General features: G+C 51.4%; 20 protein-coding genes and 1 rRNA gene. 1 reads left to right on the top strand and 20 read right to left on the bottom strand.

Annotation, left to right across the window (positions count from 1 at the left end; translation table 11 throughout):
- The 10 genes from LZ24_RS15845 to LZ24_RS15800 all read right to left on the bottom strand — a co-directional run.
- Positions 1–189 (bottom strand): 16S ribosomal RNA (locus LZ24_RS15845); the annotation flags it as partial.
- A 427-nt stretch (positions 190–616) separates the two neighbouring features.
- The gene (locus LZ24_RS15840; RefSeq protein WP_144686697.1) at positions 617–1,531 is read right to left on the bottom strand and encodes a DsbA family protein; all 915 of its coding nucleotides are present in this window, start codon (positions 1,529–1,531) and stop codon (positions 617–619) included.
- Positions 1,532–1,610: 79 nt separating this feature from the next.
- Positions 1,611–2,654 (bottom strand): protein-glutamate methylesterase/protein-glutamine glutaminase, encoded by a 1,044-nt coding sequence (locus LZ24_RS15835; protein ID WP_144686696.1) that lies wholly within the window; start codon positions 2,652–2,654, stop codon positions 1,611–1,613.
- 30 nt (positions 2,655–2,684) lie between these two features.
- Positions 2,685–3,146: a chemotaxis protein CheX gene (locus LZ24_RS15830; RefSeq protein ID WP_144686695.1), complete on the bottom strand. Its 462-nt coding sequence runs from the start codon at positions 3,144–3,146 to the stop codon at positions 2,685–2,687.
- Positions 3,103–3,525, bottom strand: coding sequence for a response regulator (locus tag LZ24_RS15825; protein ID WP_144686694.1), 423 nt, complete (start codon positions 3,523–3,525; stop codon positions 3,103–3,105). Before LZ24_RS15825 ends, LZ24_RS15830 begins: the two co-directional genes overlap by 44 nt.
- A gap of 23 nt (positions 3,526–3,548) precedes the next feature.
- Positions 3,549–4,397, bottom strand: coding sequence for an HDOD domain-containing protein (locus tag LZ24_RS15820; protein ID WP_144686693.1), 849 nt, complete (start codon positions 4,395–4,397; stop codon positions 3,549–3,551).
- Positions 4,394–4,873 (bottom strand): chemotaxis protein CheD, encoded by a 480-nt coding sequence (locus LZ24_RS15815; RefSeq protein WP_144686692.1) that lies wholly within the window; start codon positions 4,871–4,873, stop codon positions 4,394–4,396. Before LZ24_RS15815 ends, LZ24_RS15820 begins: the two co-directional genes overlap by 4 nt.
- On the bottom strand, positions 4,870–7,131 hold the full coding sequence (locus LZ24_RS15810) for a chemotaxis protein CheA (protein ID WP_144686691.1): 2,262 nt from the start codon (positions 7,129–7,131) through the stop codon (positions 4,870–4,872). The genes LZ24_RS15815 and LZ24_RS15810 overlap by 4 nt, the downstream gene beginning before the upstream one ends.
- A gap of 23 nt (positions 7,132–7,154) precedes the next feature.
- Entirely contained in the window at positions 7,155–7,997 is an 843-nt protein-coding gene (locus tag LZ24_RS15805) for a CheR family methyltransferase (protein WP_144686690.1), read from the bottom strand.
- 310 nt (positions 7,998–8,307) lie between these two features.
- Complete coding sequence (locus LZ24_RS15800; RefSeq protein ID WP_144686689.1) at positions 8,308–9,327, bottom strand: GGDEF domain-containing protein; 1,020 nt, start codon at positions 9,325–9,327, stop codon at positions 8,308–8,310.
- A gap of 343 nt (positions 9,328–9,670) precedes the next feature.
- Here LZ24_RS15800 and LZ24_RS15795 point away from each other — a divergent pair, with 343 nt between their 5' ends.
- Entirely contained in the window at positions 9,671–10,348 is a 678-nt protein-coding gene (locus LZ24_RS15795; protein WP_246118622.1) for a zinc ribbon domain-containing protein, read from the top strand.
- A gap of 319 nt (positions 10,349–10,667) precedes the next feature.
- On the opposite strand, the gene LZ24_RS15790 is transcribed toward LZ24_RS15795, so the two are convergent.
- Genes LZ24_RS15790 through LZ24_RS15745 form a run of 10 tightly spaced genes read right to left on the bottom strand, consistent with a single transcriptional unit; the run spans position 10,668 to position 18,681 of the window.
- Positions 10,668–11,192: a type I restriction enzyme HsdR N-terminal domain-containing protein gene (locus tag LZ24_RS15790; RefSeq protein WP_144686688.1), complete on the bottom strand. Its 525-nt coding sequence runs from the start codon at positions 11,190–11,192 to the stop codon at positions 10,668–10,670.
- Between the two features lie 12 nt (positions 11,193–11,204).
- A complete protein-coding gene (gene gpmI / locus LZ24_RS15785; protein ID WP_144686687.1) occupies positions 11,205–12,761 on the bottom strand; it encodes a 2,3-bisphosphoglycerate-independent phosphoglycerate mutase in 1,557 nt (518 codons plus the stop codon).
- Positions 12,754–13,224: a ribosome silencing factor gene (gene rsfS, locus LZ24_RS15780; RefSeq protein WP_144686686.1), complete on the bottom strand. Its 471-nt coding sequence runs from the start codon at positions 13,222–13,224 to the stop codon at positions 12,754–12,756. The genes gpmI and rsfS overlap by 8 nt, the downstream gene beginning before the upstream one ends.
- Entirely contained in the window at positions 13,217–13,861 is a 645-nt protein-coding gene (gene nadD, locus LZ24_RS15775; protein ID WP_144686685.1) for a nicotinate-nucleotide adenylyltransferase, read from the bottom strand. Before nadD ends, rsfS begins: the two co-directional genes overlap by 8 nt.
- Positions 13,861–15,111 carry a glutamate-5-semialdehyde dehydrogenase gene (locus LZ24_RS15770; RefSeq protein ID WP_246118621.1) on the bottom strand — a complete coding sequence of 417 codons (1,251 nt, stop codon included), beginning with the start codon at positions 15,109–15,111 and terminating at the stop codon, positions 13,861–13,863. Before LZ24_RS15770 ends, nadD begins: the two co-directional genes overlap by 1 nt.
- Positions 15,112–15,138: 27 nt before the next feature.
- Entirely contained in the window at positions 15,139–16,281 is a 1,143-nt protein-coding gene (gene proB, locus LZ24_RS15765) for a glutamate 5-kinase (protein ID WP_144686683.1), read from the bottom strand.
- Positions 16,271–17,275, bottom strand: coding sequence for a GTPase ObgE (gene obgE, locus LZ24_RS15760; protein ID WP_144686682.1), 1,005 nt, complete (start codon positions 17,273–17,275; stop codon positions 16,271–16,273). The genes proB and obgE overlap by 11 nt, the downstream gene beginning before the upstream one ends.
- A complete protein-coding gene (gene rpmA, locus LZ24_RS15755) occupies positions 17,272–17,526 on the bottom strand; it encodes a 50S ribosomal protein L27 (protein WP_144686681.1) in 255 nt (84 codons plus the stop codon). Before rpmA ends, obgE begins: the two co-directional genes overlap by 4 nt.
- 48 nt (positions 17,527–17,574) lie before the next feature.
- Positions 17,575–17,889 carry a 50S ribosomal protein L21 gene (gene rplU / locus LZ24_RS15750; protein ID WP_144686680.1) on the bottom strand — a complete coding sequence of 105 codons (315 nt, stop codon included), beginning with the start codon at positions 17,887–17,889 and terminating at the stop codon, positions 17,575–17,577.
- Positions 17,890–17,907: 18 nt separating this feature from the next.
- A complete protein-coding gene (locus tag LZ24_RS15745) occupies positions 17,908–18,681 on the bottom strand; it encodes a hypothetical protein (protein WP_144686679.1) in 774 nt (257 codons plus the stop codon).
- Positions 18,682–19,133: the final 452 nt, after the last annotated feature.

Genomic DNA, 19,133 nt, shown 5'->3' with positions numbered 1-19,133 from the left:
AAAATACAACATCATCCGGTATTAGCACCGCTTTCGCGATGTTATTCCGAATTCAAGGGCAGATTATCCACGCGTTACTCACCCGTGCGCCACTTTACTTGTCCCCCGAAGGGAACTTTCTCGTTCGACTTGCATGTGTTAAGCACGCCGCCAGCGTTCATTCTGAGCCAGGATCAAACTCTCCGTTGAATCTCTGGTACTACCCCCACCTTAAAAAGGCGGGATACTCAGGGCATGTTACTTTATCTTTCACTATCTGATTTTCAAAGATCGACTTTTGCGATCCGCCGCTCCGTGAGCAACGAGGCGCAAACTATCGATTTAGACCCTCCCTGTCAACGACTTTTTTCAAGCTTTTTTATTTTTTTTATAACCCTTTATAAAAAAAGAACTTATTGATCAAAAAAAGAATCATGATTTACAGTTTCCCTACAGACAGGAGGTTTAAGACTCCTTCCGGGATGAAATATATTCCCAGCCAGCCCAATCCCTCCGCCTTCTCCCAGAGAAAAAAGGGCAGGCACAGGGGCCTGCCCCCACAAGGATATTCTGCGACTCCCCCAACCTGATACCTATGGACAAGAATGCGCCCTGTGGCGAGGGAAGGAACCTTTTTTTATTTCAGCAGCTCGCCCAGCTTATCCGCCCTGAAACCTTCAACCATATAGCCATTAACAAAAAAAACAGGCGTAGACTGAATACCCAGCGCCTGGGCATCCATCCTTTCCTTTCTTACCTTGTCCGCATATTTTGACTCCAGATGAGCCAATGCCGTATCGGCATCTTCCCCCCAGTTTTTTTTCAGCTCAGGGAAAGCCGTCATAAACTGATTCAGGATGGCCTTGGGATCCTGAATAAAACGAAGTTCTTCGTAAACAAAATCTGTTATCTCAAGCACTTTAAAATTTCTGGCCTCGGCATCTGCAAGGGCCATGCAGACAAGCTCTGAAATCCGGTTCAAAGGGAAATGGACCAGACGCAGGCTTTGCATCCTTTCCCTCTCTTTTTTCAAGAACGTCCACCCCTGTCGGCAATAGGGACAAAAAGGATCTGAAACAACGACAACCTCATTCACTCCGCTCCCCTGAAAAAGCGGCTTTCCAAAATCCGCAGGGAGCTTTTCTATGCGCCGAAGAAGAGCCATGGGCTCTTCAAACAGGCTGCGGCCCGAAGACAGATCCTGAATGTCCGTAAACTGCATCTGGCCTTCAGCATCGACCACGAGAAGAAGGACTTCTTCCCTGTTATCAGGTGGCGGCAATATCAGGGCCACCTTCACGGCAAACAGAACATTTTCTTTAAACTTGATGGGAATCTGCTGATCCACCCGTACCCGGTCCGGGCTAAAACTCTGAAACCGCTCATCCTTCTGCCCCCATGAAAGCACCGTACGCTGGGCAATGCTTTTTTTCAGATTTTCCACATTTAAAGAGACAGTTTCTTCTGAAGATGCCCCGCCAAAGGCAAACAGGGGAAAAAAAGAAACGCAAACAATCAAAGCAAAAAAAAGACTCCTGAAAACCACCTTCATAGAACCCCTCTCAAATAAAAGATCAAAAAGACGAATAAACAATCAGGCCAGTTTAAAGCCAGACCTGCGGCAGAACACCTTATAATAAGGACAGGGCTTTCTCCGCAATACGGTCCAGGGCAAGCACGTGCTCTGCTGCACCAATTCGTATGGCTTCCTTGGGCATACCAAAAACAACGGATGTCCTTTCATCCTGGGCAATGGTCCTTGCTCCGGCATCCAGCATTTTTTTCAACCCCATGGCCCCATCGGCCCCCATGCCCGTCAGAATAATCCCAAGGGCATTGGCTCCGGCATAATTTGCCACAGAATCAAAAAGGACATCCGCCGCAGGCCGCTGATGGTGCACAAGGGGTCCCGTTTTTACCTGTACATAATAGCGGGCACCGCTGCGGCGTAAAAGCATATGAAAGTTGCCCGGCGCAATGAGTACCTGCCCCGGAGTCACGGGATCACCATCTTCGGCTTCCTTGACGGACATGGCACAAAGGTCATTGAGACGGGCGGCAAAAGCCGTTGTAAAACGGGCGGGCATATGCTGCACAACAAGAATCCCCGGAGCATTTACCGGCATCCTTGTCAAAACCTCCCGCAGGGCTTCGGTGCCGCCGGTGGAAGCACCCATGGCGATGATTTTATGGGTGGTCACACGCAATGCCCTTACGGGTTCCACCCCGCCCCGCTTCACAGGGGCTTCCTGCACATCCTGCCTCCTGTCCACCCGCACACCGGCAACCGCCCGGATTTTTGCCGCCAGCTGCACGCTCATATCCCCAACGGAATAGGCGGAAGTCGGCTTGGATATTACCTCCAGAGCGCCTATGGCCAAGGCTTCCAGGGCCAGTTCACTCCCCTTGGATGTAAGCGAGCTGACAATAATCACAGGTAAAGGATAATAGCGCATGAGCTTACGCAAAAAAGTAAGCCCGTCCATGCGGGGCATTTCAATATCCAGTGTAACAACATCGGGTTTAAGATGCACAATCTTGTCTCTGGCAACATAGGGGTCCGGTGCCGTACCCACCACCTCTATGCCCGGTTCCCTGGACAGCTCCTCCGTAAAAACCTTGCGCACTATGGCCGAATCATCAACGACCAGAACCCGGATATTACCTGCTCCCATAGAATTTCCTTCCGTATTCTCTCCGGATCTTCAGGCACCAAGACCCATCCATACCCCAAGGGGGCCATCCACGGACTCTACCATTAAAAAAATACCCTTCCGGCTGAAAACCCCATGGCTGCCATTCGCCGCATCAATAATTTCAGGAATTCCGAGACAGAATTCCATATGACAGTCATAATTGCTGAAGGTATTACCCGCCACCATATTGGTGATTTCCTTGAGGGTCCCTTCCATATCCATGGCGCTGACTTCCCTCTCTCCCATAAAATCCGCCGTCATCAGGGCCAAAAGCTCTCCGGGAACAAGCATGACAAGGCAGCCGCTGAAAGGACCGTCAAAACAGAGGATGGATGCCTGAATATCCGGCAGCGACAGAAGCCTGCTGCCCGAAAGGGTTTCGTCCGGATCAAATTCAAGGGGCATGTAGAACATGGTGCCAAGCACCTCAGAAATCGAGTTCTGCATCGCCTTCTTCAGATTCTGTTCCATGGGGCTCTCCTAGTATGGCGACGATTTTCTCCCTTATCTGTTCCGGACTGAAAGGCTTTTTAATATAACCCGCAGCGCCCATCTGCAAAAAAGCCTCCACTTTCTCAAGACTTCCCTCCGTTGTTACTACCAGCACAGGGATTCCTGCCAGAACAGCATCCTTTTTAAATTCTTCTATCATTTCCATGCCATTCATATCCGGCATGTTGTAATCCGTAACCACAAGGTCCAGCCAGCTTTCTCCCACCACAGCCAAAGCCTCCCTTCCATTGGAAGCTTCCAGAAAATCCGCATCCCCATACCCTGCAGCACGGATTGTTTTTTTGATTACGGAACGCATGGGCTGGGAATCATCCACCACCAGCATTTTATAAGCCATGAATATCCCCCTTGTGACCTCTGTCAAAAAGATCCGATCAGATCTTCCACTTCCCGGATCTTATCTCCGAAACCGGCAATAATTTCCTGAAGATCCCTTGCCCCAAGCCCCAGAGCCTTTAAAGCTTCCCTGTGGAAGCGGTAGGCCAGCCCATCCAGACCCACACCGATACCCAGCATGATACAGACCTGATCTGCCACATAAACCACATTAACAGCATGATCGGAAAAACCCGCACCTTCGGGCATGTGGGAGTTCCGGATCAGGGTCTGCAGGCGGGGACTGAATCCCCACTTTTTCGCAACAATACCGGAAAGCTCCGACTGATCCACGCCAAGAATTTTCTTTTCCGCCTCCCGGAAACTGTAATTTTCCACAGCCACCAGATGCTGTATACGCTCAAACCGATCCCCCACAAAACGGCTGAGTATCACCTTGCCGATATCCCTGAGAAGACCCGCCGTAAAAACAAGATGCCGGTCTGCAAGGCCCACACGGATGGCCAGATCCCTTGCAATGATGGCACAGCTTACGGCCTTTTTCCACAAAGCCCCCTCATCCAGACCATAGCCTCTCTGTTCCCCTGAAAAATTACCTGCCCCACATTTCATCACCACAAGATCCACGATGCGGTCCATCCCCAGAATATTGATGGCATCATGCACGGAATCAATGGTACGGCTTCTTGCAAAGTATGCAGAATTGCACATCTTCAGAAGGTCTGCGGTAATATAGGGATCAAAACGGATCAGTTCGGCAATTTTCTGCGTATCCGCCATGGGGTCTTCCGCCAGCGCCAGCACCTGCTGGGCAATCTGGGGCATGGGCTTTAAACCGTCGATTTCACGGATCAGTTCCGAAACAGCGCTCATAGCTTTTTCTCCCCTTCTCCGCCCACTTTGATGTGAATGTCCCCTGAGACAATTTTCAGCCGGACAGTACGGTTCACATTGCCTCCCACATCCTCATGGTTTGCAATGACATTATTGCGGAAAAACATTTTTTTCACTGCCATATGGTTTCTTTTCCCGATATTGAAAAAACCCTGCTGATCGAGAATCTGAGCACCTCCCGCAATGACAACCTTCATGCGCTGTTTTTTTGCCCCTAAGGCATAACTGGCCTTGAAAAGCGCTGGAATTCCTGTATCCGCAAACATATAGGGATTCTTTCCGGCTTTTTCAGGATCAAGGGAAGATTCCGGCAACATATAATGGAGAATTCCCCCGACCTTGACCACCGGATCATAAATAACAATGCCAATACAGGAACCCAGAGAATAGGTCACCAGTTCTTCGCCCGGATTTGCGCTGACCTTCATATCGGAAACGCCAACAATCACTCTCACCGGCCCTCCTCTTGCCCTTCGGTCATCATTTCTGAATTCCGCCCCTTCACCCCTGCCGGCTCCAGAGTTTCCGTCATATCAAAAAGACCTGCCATATCCAGAATCAAACCGACGCATCCGTCCCCCAAAATTGCAGCACCCGCAAGGAAACCAAGCCTGCAGAAAGTTTCTCCCATGCTTTTGATAACAAATTCCTCTTTACTCAAAAGCTCATCCAGGAGCAAAGCCCTCCTGCGCTCTTTGTTTTCCACAACCACCACCAGCGCTTCCCATGGCTGCGTTCTGTCTTCTGTCACACCGCAAACCTGACCAAGGCGGATCAGCGGTACCAGAGAGCCACGTACCATGACCATCTCGCCATGGCTGGCTACGGTGAAGATATCTTTTTTTGCCGGACGGAAGGATTCTAAAATGGCAATGGTCGGTATAATATAACGCTCCCTTCCCACCCGGACCAGCATCCCGTCAATGATGGCCATGGTCAGGGGAAGGGCCATGACAAAGGTCGTCCCCTTTTTGGGTTCTGAATGGATATCCAGACGCCCCCGCAGGGTTTCCAGCACCCTTTTCACCACATCCATCCCCACCCCCCTGCCGGAAACATCGGTAATGGCGGCGGCCGTGGAAAAGCCGGGATGGAAGATCAGCTCAAAAATCTCCTGCTTTGTAAGATGGGCATCCGCGGCTATGATTCCCCGCTCAACACCCTTGGCATAAATCTTTTCCGCATCCAGCCCCCGGCCGTCATCGGACATCTCAAGCACAATACTGCCACCCTTATGGTAGGCTTTCAAAAGAATCGTACCCTTTTCCGGCTTTCCCGCAGCACGCCTTTCTTCAGGCCTTTCCAGTCCATGATCCACGGCATTGCGGATCATATGAACCATGGGTTCATAGAGGGTTTCCACAACATTGCGGTCAATTTCCGTATCCTGACCGGACATTTCAAGGGCAACCAGTTTTCCTCCCGCCCTTGAAAGCTCCCGGACGAGTCGGTGCATCTTCTGAAAGGTGTTACCGATCTGTACCATGCGCATCCCCATGGCCAGACGCTGGATATCCGAAACAATCTGTCCAAGGCGTCCCATGTTCTGGGAAAAATCCCTGGCCTGATTCAGGGCCTGTTGCCGCAGCATGGCCTGGGCAATCACCAGTTCACCCGTGAGGTCCACAAGATTATCGAGCTTGGCCGTATCCACCTTTACCTGCAGCGTGGCTCCCTTGCCATTGCCGTTCTGTCTTCCCCGTTTCTGATCCCTGAGGGCCGAAACCACATCTTTAGGGGTGACTTTTTTTTCTGATATCAGAATTTCGCCCAGAGGTTTTCCCTGGATTTTCTGTTTTTTCAACCCCTCTTCTACGGCCTGTTCATCAACAAACCCCCTTTTTACAAGGATTTCTCCCAGCCTGCCGGATACCGGACTTTCCTTATACTGCTCCATCCGCTCCATGAGAGGCTGAATATCCACATCACAGGCCTCCATGCTGCCGCCATTGCTGAGACAGCTTCGCACACAGCCTATCAGAGCCCTCAGGGTATCCACGGAACTCAAAATAAGGTCAATGAACTCCTGACTGAGCCCCGTCTTTCCCGCCCTTGCATTGTCCAGAAGATTTTCCGTACTATGGGCAAGGCGGTTGATTTCAAAAAGATCCAGAAAACCAGCAACGCCCTTGATGGTATGAAAGGGCCTGAAAATATCATTGAGTATTTTCACATCCGCAGGGTCTTCCTCCAGATCAATCAGACGCACCTCAATGTTTTCAAGACTCTCAAGGGATTCCACCACAAAATCTGCAAGAATTTCAAGATCCTGATCCTTAAAAATTCTTTCACCACAGGCAACCTTACTTTCAGCATCCGCAGACAAAACACTTTCCCTGCTTACCGTTGCTGCGGGCTGTGGCTGATCCGAAGGCAGGCTTCCCCTCAGTTCAATAAAAAAAGATGAAAGGTCTTTGTCCCAGTCAAGGCCGCGGCTAGAGGCCCTGTCCATTTCCTGCAGAAGGGTAATGCCGTTTTCCAGTGGACCGGTATCCGCAACCTCACCAAGAATCAGACGTTCCGTAAAAATCCGTACACCCGAAAGAAGCTGACCCGCAGCCTCCGGCAGATCCGAAGCCGCCACGGATGCGTCCAGACGATCCAGATCCGAAAGCAGCATACCCAGCGCCGGAATATCATCGGCCTCAAGCATGACAACCTTCAGGGCCACTTCATCAAGAACGGTCTGGACATCAGATACCGTCTTTTCCATAAAAAAACCTCCCTTAAAAAGACTCAGCTCTTAAGGTAAATGGTCGGTTGGACATAGCGGAAACGATGTTCTATCCCCATCAGACTTTCGGAATGACCAATAAAAAGATACCCCCCCTGCCTCAGTGACTGATGAAATTTTCCCACAAGGACTTCCTGAGTAGGTTTATCAAAATAAATCATCACATTGCGACAGAATATGACATCAAAACGAAGGCCTGAAGGAAGCGGATCCATGAGATTAAAACGACGGAAAGTAACCATGCTTCGGATTTCCGGAATCACCCGGACCTGCCCCTGCATTTTTCCCCTGCCCTTGAGAAAATAACGGCGGAGAAGATCCTGGGGGAGTCCTGCAACCCTTGCCTTGGGATAGATACCGGACTGGGCCGTATCCAGAACACGGGTGGATAAATCCGTCGCCAGAATCTTTACCTTGAAAGCGGTGGAAGAACCTAAGGCTTCAGAAAGACAGATCCCAAGGGTATAGGGTTCTTCTCCTGTGGAGCAACCCGCACTCCAGATATTGATCTCCCGTCGGTTCTCCCGCTTCATCTGGGCTGTCATACTGTCCAGCGCCTCTTTTTCAAGAAAATCAAAATGGCGTTTTTCCCGAAAAAAACTGGTGAGATTGGTGGAAATGGCATCCAGCATCAGCACCAGCTCATCGCCACCATCCGGTGACTGAAGATATTTGAGATACTGGGAAAAACCAGCAAAGTTCAGTTCTCTGAGACGCTTGGAAAGACGGGACCGGACCAGTTCTTTTTTGCCCTCATGCAGAGAAATCCCGCACTTTTCATACACAAGACGGCTGAAAAAACTAAAATCTCTGTCACTCAGATCAAACGTAGGAATACCAGACATGATGCCCCATGAATAGGTGGCGGGAGACCCGGAAATCCAGAACCTGATTTTTCAAGGCAAACCCCGTAACAGAATATGGACAATATTCGACAGACACAAAAAAGGTTTTTTAGAAATATCAAAAACAAAAAATTAATGAAAGGATGGGAATCCGGTCTTTTCAAAAACCGGATTCTGAATCAAAAATATATATCATTAAAATATTTTTACGCTGAAATTGCAAGTCCGCCACCCAAAATAAAAACGCCTTCCCCAAAGGAGAAAGGCGTTACCCAATCACATCATAAGCTTGCGGACAAAACCTGATGGCCTAAAAGGCAACACCATTGCGGCCCTGATTTTTGGCCCGGTAAAGCATGGCATCTGCCTGTGCCACCATATCCTGACTGTCCATGGAGGCATCCGCCTCGGCCACACCAAAGCTGGCCGTGACCTGCAGCCCAAGCGCCTCTCCTGCCTCAACCCGAAGCCCTTCAATGGCAAGGCGCAGGCGTTCTGCCAGATCTGCAGCCTTTTCTCCGTTCGTTTCAGGAAGAAGAAGGGCAAACTCTTCACCCCCATAGCGGCAGAGCAGATCTCCTGCCCGGATTTTGCGCCGTACCTCCAGTGCAACGCTTCTTAATACGGCGTCTCCTGCAAGGTGGCCATAGCTGTCATTGACGGCCTTGAAATGATCAAGATCAAAGAAAACCAGAGCAAAATCCTTCCCATGCCGCTTCACTGCTGCCAGATGTCGTTCCAGCTGACGATCAAATTCCCTGCGATTATAGCATCCTGTCAGGGCATCTTCGGAAACGGCTCCCTGCAGACTGCGGATGCGGACATGGTTGATCAAAGAAACCCTCAGACCGGCAAGGAGGCTTTCCAGAATATCATTGTGGTGGGCAAGCATTCTGCGGCCCGTGGCAAGGTAAAGGTGGGCAGTGAAACTGGATTCTTTAAAGCTCCGTACCTCCAGATCCTCTCTGGAAATCAGCCTCTGCTCCACGGTTTCTTCAATGTTCCCCATAAAGCGGATATCCACCCCATCTTCCAGTCCGAGATCATCTGACACAATGCGGGAAAAGGCATCCCGGAACATGGTGGGGTCAATCCATACATCCACCCCGGTTTCATCCCGTATGACAAAGGCAAAGAGGCGGTAATTCAACATCTCCGAAAGGCAGTGGGATACTTCGGCCAGCAGACCGTCCAGATCCTCCTTTTCCTGCATGGCCAGCAGATGCTCATTCAAAAGACGGTAATCTTTATTCTGAACCCACCCCAGCATCCGCCCTATGGCATTCATGCTGTTTTTCAGTGTCATCTGGGAAACGGGATGGATTTTCATAGGGCCTCCTTATGGTGCAATGGTCAACAAAGCAAACTTGAAGTTTTCTTAATGCAAATGCAGTGCCACACAAAAAAACACCGGATTAAAGACCATTACAGATAAAAAAGCCGCTTTCAAACCCTTGCCGGGGTGTCGTTTTCCCGACGAGCGTCAAGAAACCAACAACACCGAAGCGCCATCAGCAGCCACACATTCCACACCTGCACATCCGGCCTGAAAGCCATGGCGGAAGCGTCCATATGGGGTATTCAATTGACAGATAAAAAATGCGCCCTATTATGGAGCATAATTTATGATGGTGCATTCAGGCCATCAAAACCAGCAAGAAAGAAGGATATCCATGGAAACCAGAGAAGAATTTCTAGCGCAGATGATGGAACAGACCAAACCCCTCTGCCCCCACTGCGGAAAAGAAATGAACATATGGGAAGTACCGCCCTACACCTTCAGTGACGGCCTTGGGTGGGGCTCCCCCTATGTCTATGTATGTTTTAATGACCTCTGCCCTGCATTTACCGAAGGCTGGGGGGAAATTGAGGCCAATTTCGGCCATAAATCCTCCTACCGCTGTCTGCGCTATCCCTTTGAGGAGCGCTTTGAACTCATGACCGTTTTCGGACGGGAGGGGGGGACCGAAGGCCTGATCACACAGGATTCCCTGAATGAACAGGAACAACTGAAAGAGGCTATAAAAACAGGCTTTTCCATTCTGGCGGACTGTTATGTGAATCAGGACATCATTAAGATTGTATCCATGCTTTCGGACCACAATGAACCCGTGCGGGTGCGGTTTAAGGCCATAGAAATGCTTGGAGATATATGCGACACCCATGAAGCCGTTGAGCCCATGCGGAACATCTCTCCCTACAATGAAAAAATGAAAGAAGCCCTTCAGGAAGCCATAGACAAAATACACAAACGCTGCTTTACAAGGGAATGCCCCTTCTGCATGGAAATTATTAAAAGAAGGGCCAACACCTGCAAGCACTGCGGCAAGGATGTTGACCCTGTTGTATAAGAATTCCTGATTTTTTTTAGAATACAAGGTGCTGAAAAACATGAAGGGCCGCATCCCAGATGGGAAACGGCCCCTTTATTTCTGGGCAGATATTTTTTTTTCTGATTACCACTGTCTTTCAGCCATATAAACCTTAATCATGGAAATTATAAGATCAGATTTTACGCATGTTAGCGGGCACCCGTAAAGGGTGCCCCTACACAAAACAGGGCCGTAAAATCCATTCGTAGGGGCAGGCCATGGGCCTGACAACAACCGGACCAGCAGGCTGTGGCTGAGTCAGGGTAGTAATCAGATTTTTTTTTACATCACCACACCCTCAGCCCACATGGCGCTGCACATTCACATTCAGGGTATCATAGGTGCGGAAAACAAGGCCCTGCCGCAACTTCCTGTCTTCGGAAAGGGGCGTCAGTGTTCTGGTATTTTTCCATGAGATGAGATCATCAAAGGAAGGGAGAAAAGAAAGACCTTCACCAATTTTTTTACCGGTAATACCATCATGCACAAGGGCTGTGACACCATCGGAAACCGCTGCAAAGGGGAGCTGATGGGAGGGGACCATGATGCGGGCCGCAGCCACGGCCTCACGGACCCTGGAATCTAAAGAAGCGGCAGCACATTTGATCAGCACAAGGGGCAGCCCGTCCACGGACAAAACAAGATCCAGCTCCGTTTCATAGACCTCACCATCAAGGTTCAGGACAAGGGGATAATCAACGGCGATGGCCTCTTTGGGGTAGCCCCTGGTATTCACCAGATATTTTTCCACAAACTGCCTGTTTTCCTCAGCACCCACATTGGGAACTTCCCTGCCTGTTACATAATCACAAAGGGTATCCATGCAGCACTCCTTCTATGCCCCTGCTGTCTTTGCCTCAGGCTGCCTGATACGGCTTGCCCCTGTCATGGCAGCGGGAATCCCAAGCCCCATGATCTCCAGCACCGTCGGCGCCACATCCCCAAGACGCCCCGGAAGAAGCTGACAGTTTTTCCGTTTCTCATCCACCAGCAGCAGGGGAACGGGGTTACAGGTATGGGCCGTATGGATCTTTCCCGCAGCATCCTGCATCTGCTCGGCATTGCCGTGATCCGCAGTTATCACCACAGGGACGTTATTTTGACGCATGATCTCCACAATGCGGCCCACATTCCGGTCCACGGCTTCACAGGCCCTGCATGCGGCATCCATTTTTCCCGTATGGCCCACCATATCCATATTGGCAAAGTTCAGAACCATCAAAGCATAGCTGCCCGAATGAAATTTCTCCAGAAAAGTATCCGCCACAAGGTCGGCACTCATCTCTGGCTTTTCATCATAGGTTTCCACATCCCGCGGTGAAGGGACCAGCACCCTTTCCTCTCCGGGAAAGGCCCTTTCTTCTCCCCCATTGAAAAAATAGGTGACATGGGCATATTTTTCCGTCTCCGCAATGCGAAGCTGAGAAAAATCTGCCGCACTGACCACCTCAGCCAGAAGATCCGTCAGAACCTGAGGACCAAAGGCAACCTTGAGATCAAAGGCGGCATCATAACGGGTCATGCATACCCAGTCCACCTCAGGCATGCTTTTACGGGTAAAGGCGTCAAAGCCTCTGTCCGTGAAGGCCCGGGTGATCTGACGGGCACGATCTGCCCTGAAATTAAAAAAGACCACAAGATCCCCTTCACGGATCAGCCCCTCCTGTGAACCCGCAATTTTCACAGGTTCAAGGAACTCATCCGTCACCCCCGAGGCATAGGCCTCTTCAAGGGCGGCAAGGGGATCCTGCCGGAGACGCCCCTCTCCTTCCGTATACAGATGAAAGGCACGACAGGTACGCTCCCAGCGGGTATCCCTGTCCATGGCATAAAAACGGCCGCAGAGGGTGGAAACAGAAACCTGCGCCATGGGTGCTATGAAATCCATCAGATCTTTAAGATAAGCAGCCCCTGCCATGGGAGGCGTATCTCTGCCATCAAGGATGGGATGCAGGGCAACCTTAGGCAGCCCCCTTTTTTCCGCCATGGAAATGAGGGCTTTAAGATGGGAAATTCTGGAGTGCACCCCCCCGTCGGACAGAAGCCCCATGAAGTGGCAGGTGGCTCCTCTCTCCCTGACCGCATCCATGGCCCCGATCAGTACAGGATTATCATAAAATGTCTGATCCTCTATGGATCTGTCGATGCGCAGAAGATCCTGATAAACAATACGGCCGGCCCCAAGATTCAGATGCCCCACTTCGGAATTGCCCATGATGCCTTCGGGCAGCCCCACGTCAGGCCCGCTGCAGGCAAGGCTTGTCACCGGAAACTCCCGCATCAGATTGTCCAGCACAGGTGTGCAGGAAGAACGGACAGCATTGCCCGGCCCGGCATCCGCAAGGCCCCATCCATCAAGGATCATCAGAAGGCAGGGCCTCACATCAGACATCCCCTTCCCCCTCATCCTCCCACTCCGGCGCCTCGTCATCCTCCCACTCCCAGAAGACTTCCTTTTCCGCCTCAGGATCCGGTGACTCCAGTGCTTTTTGCGCCATGGTGGCAATGAGCTCTCCGGCAAATCTCGGGGCATCCGCCCAAAGACCTTCCAGATCATAAAAGGAGCGTACAGGCTCATGGAAAATGTGAACCACCACATCACCGTAATCCATCAGCACCCATTGCCCCTCTTCCACACCATCAATGCCCAGAGGTTTGATTTGGACCTCTTTAAGCTTCCGCCGCATATGATCTGCCACTGCCTTGGCCTGGCGGGTGGAATTCACGCTCATCACAAGAAAGGTGTCGGCATAGGAGACAAGGTTTGCCAGATCCATGGCAACGATATTTTCAGCCTTACGGGCACAGGCCGCTTCAAGAAAAGGAATCAGACTTTTTTCACTATCTTCATACATGGGTATACAATCCTCGGTCACGGATATAGGCAGCAACCTTATCCGGAACCAAACCGGTGACGGGGCGCCCTTCAGAAATCCTTCGGCGGATCTCCGTTGCGCTCACCGTAAAAGGGCTGACGGAAATCCTGCGGATTTCCGGTCGGCCGGAACAAAAAAAGCGGTTTCCCTCACAGCCGTATTCCGGAAGAACCCTTTCCAGAATACCCGGCGGGGTATCGGGCCTTGTCATGACCCTGAATGGAACCAGAGCCAGCAGTTCTTCCCAGCCATACCAGCTCCGGATACCTGCCATGGCATCCATGCCCAGAAGAAAAAAAAACTCCTTATCCGGGTTTTCCTGCTGAAGAATCCTGACCGTATCCAGAGTATAGGAAGGCCCTTTACGGCGGAGTTCCAGATCCGTTACCAGCAGATCCGTCTCCCCCTCAAGGGCCAGAGAAACCATATGAAAACGATCCTCAGCAGAGGCCAGATCCTTATTCGAAGACTTCCATGGAGGCACCCCCGCAGGGACAAAAAGCACACGGTCCAGATCTCCTTTTTCCAGCACCTCAAGGGCAAGGCAAAGATGCCCCATATGGATCGGGTTAAAGGTTCCGCCGAATATGGCTGTTTTCTCCCGTGCCGCAGACATCAGGCACGGACCTGCCCGTCTCCGAAGACCACAAATTTTTCCGTGGTCAGCTCCACCAGACCCATGGGACCATAGGCATGGAGTTTGGATGTTGAAATACCGATTTCAGCACCCAGCCCAAGCTCCCCGCCGTCATTGAACCGGGTGGAAGCATTCACCATCACAGCCGAAGCATCCACCTCCCGGATAAAGCGCCAGGCCCGGCTCCAGTTTTCCGTGATAATGCTTTCCGTGTGGCCGGAATTATACAGGCTGATATGATCCATGGCATCATCTAAAGAATCCACCACCTTCACAGAAAGGATGAGATCCAGATATTCCGAGGGCCAGTCTGCATCCGTTGCAGGCTCCGCATTTTTTACCAAAGCGCAGGTTCTCGGGCAGCCCCGCAGAAGAACACCTGCACCTTCAAGGGCCTCCGCCGCCAGAGGCAGAAAGGAGTCCGCAACCTTTTCATGGACTAGAAGGGTCTCAAGGGCATTGCACACACCGGGACGCTGGCACTTGGCGTTCATTAAAATGGCCAGTGCCTTTTCCTTATCCGCGTCCACATCCACGTAGAGGTGACATACCCCTTTATAATGTTTTAATACAGGGATTCTGGAATTTTCCGTAACAAAACGGATCAGCCCCTCACCGCCACGGGGAATGACAAGGTCAATGAGTTCTTCCTGCTGAAGCAAAAAGGGCAGCGCCTCCCTGTCCGTCATGGGAAGCACCTGAACCGCATGGGCAGGAAGACCCGCCCCTTCAAGGGCGGACTGCACCGTTTTTGCAAGGGCCATATTGGAATAAAAGGCCTCGGAACCACCCCGGAGAATAACGGCATTACCGGCTTTCAGACAAAGGGCTGCGGCATCCACGGTCACATTGGGCCTTGACTCATAGATCATGGCAATGACACCCAGAGGAATACGCATTTTCCCCACCCGTATGCCACTGGGCCGCAGACGGACTTCTCCCATGGTTCCCACGGGATCGGGCAGCAGCGCCACTTCCCGGACACCCTGAATCATGGCGTCCATGACCTTATCCGAGAGGGTCAGGCGGTCCACCATGGCCGCAGAAAGCCCACGCTCTCTGGCGGCATCCACATCCTTTTGGTTTTCAGCCTGAATCATTTCCCTGTCGGCTGCAAGAGACTCACAAAGAAGCGCCAGCGCACGGTTTTTGGCTGCCGTTCCCGCTGTCGCCACCTTTCTGGACGCTTTTCTGGCTTTAAGGGCCATGTCCTGAATAATTTTTTCCATTGATCTATCCTTCACCCCCAGCATCCTTCAGGGCTGTTTTTCATCGGATGTAATGGCCAGATTATCCCGGTGCACCACCTCATCATAGGGTTTGTATCCCAAGGCCTCACGGATCTGTGCCGTTTTAAGCCCCATGATTCTTCTCACATCGGCGGAGGCATAATTGCAGAGTCCCACTCCGATCTCATGCCCTCTGCTATCCGTCAGACGCACAGGCGCTCCCATGGAAAATTCACCCTCAACCCCCACAATACCGCCGGGCAGCAGGCTTTTCCCCCGCCTGAGCACGGCCTCGGAAGCACCGCTATCAAGCACAAGCTGACCCTTGGGTTTGAGATTAAAGGCGATCCAGCACTTTCTGCTCCGAAGCCTTACGGTGCCGGGAACAAAAAAAGTCCCCAGATCTTTACCCGCAAAAAGATCCGTTAAAACCTCAGGCCGGGTTCCCCTTGCAATCACCATGGGAATACCCGCCACCATGGTTTTTTTGGCAGCCCGCAGTTTGCTTCCCATACCGCCCGTGCCAAGGGCACCGGGGATATCGCCTGCCAGTGCTTCTATTTTTTTTGTAATGGACCTGACTTCGGGAATGAGTTCGGCATCGCTGCTGGTTCTGGGATCCTTTGTGAAAAGCCCGTCCATATCCGTTAAGTTGATCAGGATATCCGCATCCATGAGCAGGGTGATCATTGCGGAAAGATTGTCGTTATCCCCGAATTTGATCTCTTCAACGGCCACGGTATCATTTTCATTGATGATGGGCAGAACCCCCCAGTCGATGAGGGTATTGAGGGTATTTCTGGCGTTGAGGAAACGCCTGCGATTGGAAAGATCTTCCTGGGTCAAAAGCACCTGAGCCACGGATTTGCCAAAGGTTTCAAAAACCTGCTCATACTCCATGATCAGACCTGCCTGACCCACGGCTGCCGTGGCCTGACGCTTAGGAATTTCAACGGGCCTTGAGGCAAGCTCAAGGCGGCGCATTCCTGCAGCCATGGCACCGGAAGAAACCAGAATCACTTCACGCCCCCCCTCCATCAGCCCATGGATCTGCTGACTGATGGAGCGCAGGACGTCAACATTCAGGCCCCGGGAGGCGGTAAGGACATTGCTGCCCACCTTGACCACCACCCGTCTGGCCTTTGCAAAGCATTGGGATCTATCCGTCATCTTCGCTGTTAATCTCTCGGGTCAGAAGCTCAAGAAAGGTATCCAGATTTTTCCCTGTGGCTGCGGAAATCCCCACAACCCTGTATGGAGAAAAAAGGTCTTTGAAACGCAGCGCCTTTTCCCGGGCCTCCGGTATATCCATCTTATTGAGCACCACAAGCTGGGGCTTTCCGGCAAGCTTTTCACTGTAAAGCTTCAGCTCACGATTTATGGTTTCAAAAGCATGCAGGGGGTTTTCCGGGGCCATTTCCATGGCATCAATCACATGGACAAGGATACGGGTTCTCTCCACATGGCGCAGAAAGCGGTGTCCCAGCCCCACCCCCTCATGGGCACCCTCTATAAGTCCCGGAATATCCGCCACCACAAAGGGTTCTCCCCAGGGCGGGCTCACAACGCCGAGATTGGGCACAAGGGTGGTGAAGGGATAGTCCGCCACCTTGGGTTTTGCTGCGGAAATGGCCCGTATCAGGGTACTTTTACCGGCATTGGGAAAACCGATGATCCCCACATCTGCGATCAGTTTCAATTCAAGGCGCAGAAACAGGTATTCCCCTTCCGTACCCGGCTGGGCAAAGCGGGGAGCCTGATGAGTGGAGGTCATGAAGTGGCGGTTCCCCTTCCCTCCCCTGCCGCCTCTGGCAAGGAGAAAGGTGCTGTCCGGGGTATCCAGATCACAGATCCGCTCACCGGTTTCACTGTTCCAGACCACCGTACCCGTGGGAACCTCAAGGACCAGATCCTGTCCCCTGCGGCCGGAACAGTTGGACCCTTCTCCGGGCCGTCCCCGTTCCGCAGCATGGTGTTCCCTGTGGCGGAAACGGTAAAGCGTCCGTTTGGCATCGGACGCTTTCAGAATCACATCACCACCGTCTCCCCCGTCCCCGCCATCGGGACCTCCCTTGGGAATAAACTTTTCCCTGCGAAAACTTACACAGCCACGACCGCCGTGGCCGGATTCAACGGTAATTTCTGCTTCATCTACAAATTTCACGCCTGGTATACGCTGACTTTCTTCCGGTCACGACCGTAGCGTTCAAAGGTCACCCTGCCGTCTGCCTTGGCAAACAGCGTGTAATCTTTGCCCATACCCACGTTCTCACCAGGATACACTTTTGTTCCAACCTGACGAACGATAATGCTGCCCGCCTTCACCACTTCACCGCCAAAGCGTTTCACGCCCCGGTACTGGGGATTACTGTCACGACCGTTCCGGGTAGATCCGGCTGCCTTTTTATGTGCCATCTGACATACTCCTTATCATCTTCAAAGAGATTCACGCAAAATTATTGATCAGGCCTCAATGCGGTTGATGCGCAATGCCGTATAGGGCTGGCGATGGCCCTGCATCCTGCGGTAACGCTTTCTCCGCTTATACTTGAAAACCAGCACCTTTTTAGATTTATCCTGTTCCACAATGGTGGCGTGAACCGCTGCACCTTCAAGGATGGGCTGACCGATTTTCAGCGCATCCTCAATTCTGGCCAGCAGAACAGAGTCCAGCACGATCTCGGCACCAACCTCTCCGGCAATTTTTTCAACTCGCAGGGTCTCCCCTTCAACTACCTTGTACTGCTTGCCGCCCGTTGCAACCACAGCATACGTCATGGATATATCTCCTTCATATTATAATACATTCAAGACCTTTTTCACTTTTCTGACTGCTGGTCGTTTCCCTTTCACACCATCTTTCGGCTGCCTCCCTGGGGCCGGCGGTGCCACAGCGGATGGATCCGAAAAATCTTCAGGCAACAGAACAGCACCCGCCGCAGGATCTTCTGCGGACGGCAGACATTGCAAGACCTCGGCCTTATACTGGTATTCCAATGCCTTTATTTTAAGCCTGTAACCAAGGATCATCCAAAGAATCCCGGCTGCAGTGCCACAAATCACAAGGAGGATGCCCACCACCCGGAAGACATCCAGAAAGGCCGCACCCGCGTGATCCAGAAAAAAGAGAATCTCATCCATACGGTACAGCGCCCCAGCCGCAAGCCCCAGAAAAAGCATCATAAAAAGAAAAGGGATCTGCAAAAGGGTATGCAGCCATCCGGGGCTTTCACCGGAAGCCGACTTTGGCTTCAGGGATTCCTCGCCAAAAAGAAAAAGATTGAACGCACTCACCACAATACCCAGAAGAAAGGTCATGGCAAGGGGGGCAAGGAAAGCAAAAAGAAGATAGGTTTTCCATGGAAAGGGCTGGGTTCCATGCTCAAGCCGTCCTTCCCCCAGAAGCCCCAGCTGAAACATCCAGCATCCAATAAAAATAGCCACCTCAATAAACATGACCAGATAAACAAACTTCTTGAAAAAAACCTTGACCTCATCCTTCGAAAAAAGACGGGCCATTCCGGAAAAGCTCTGTTTCGACCGATATTTTTTCAGATGATCATCGTCCATTTTCCCATCCCGAAAGGCTGGATTTCACATAAAAACACCGGGTATCTATACGTCATCCGGACGAAGGGGTCAATCCCTCATTTAAGCAACACTCCAAACAATATAAAAAATCAAGAATTTATGCAATTATTCAGCACCGTTTATTTTGAACTGCCAATGCTGTAATTGCAGCAGCTTCGTACTGTTGCAAGGCTCCGAGGCTATTTGAAAGTGACATTGCAATCGTTTCGGATTCCGGCACTCAAGCCAAAAACCCAAAGCCTACTATAAAAAGCAATAAGCTTTTTCAGGCTTGAGTGCCGGAGTGCCAATAAGAAGCGGCAAACTGTCTGAGCCGCCACAAAGGCAGCGTGCTTAAAGCCTGCCATGGTAATCAAAAAGCTTATCCTGCCTGTGGCGGGGAGTTTTTGCCGCTTCCGCACAGGGCAAGAGGCTCCCGAATCCGGCACTCA

The organism is Desulfobotulus alkaliphilus, assembly GCF_007830435.1.
In the GTDB taxonomy this organism is placed as follows: Bacteria; Desulfobacterota; Desulfobacteria; order Desulfobacterales; family ASO4-4; genus Desulfobotulus; species Desulfobotulus alkaliphilus.
This window is presented reverse-complemented; position numbering and strand designations above follow the sequence as displayed.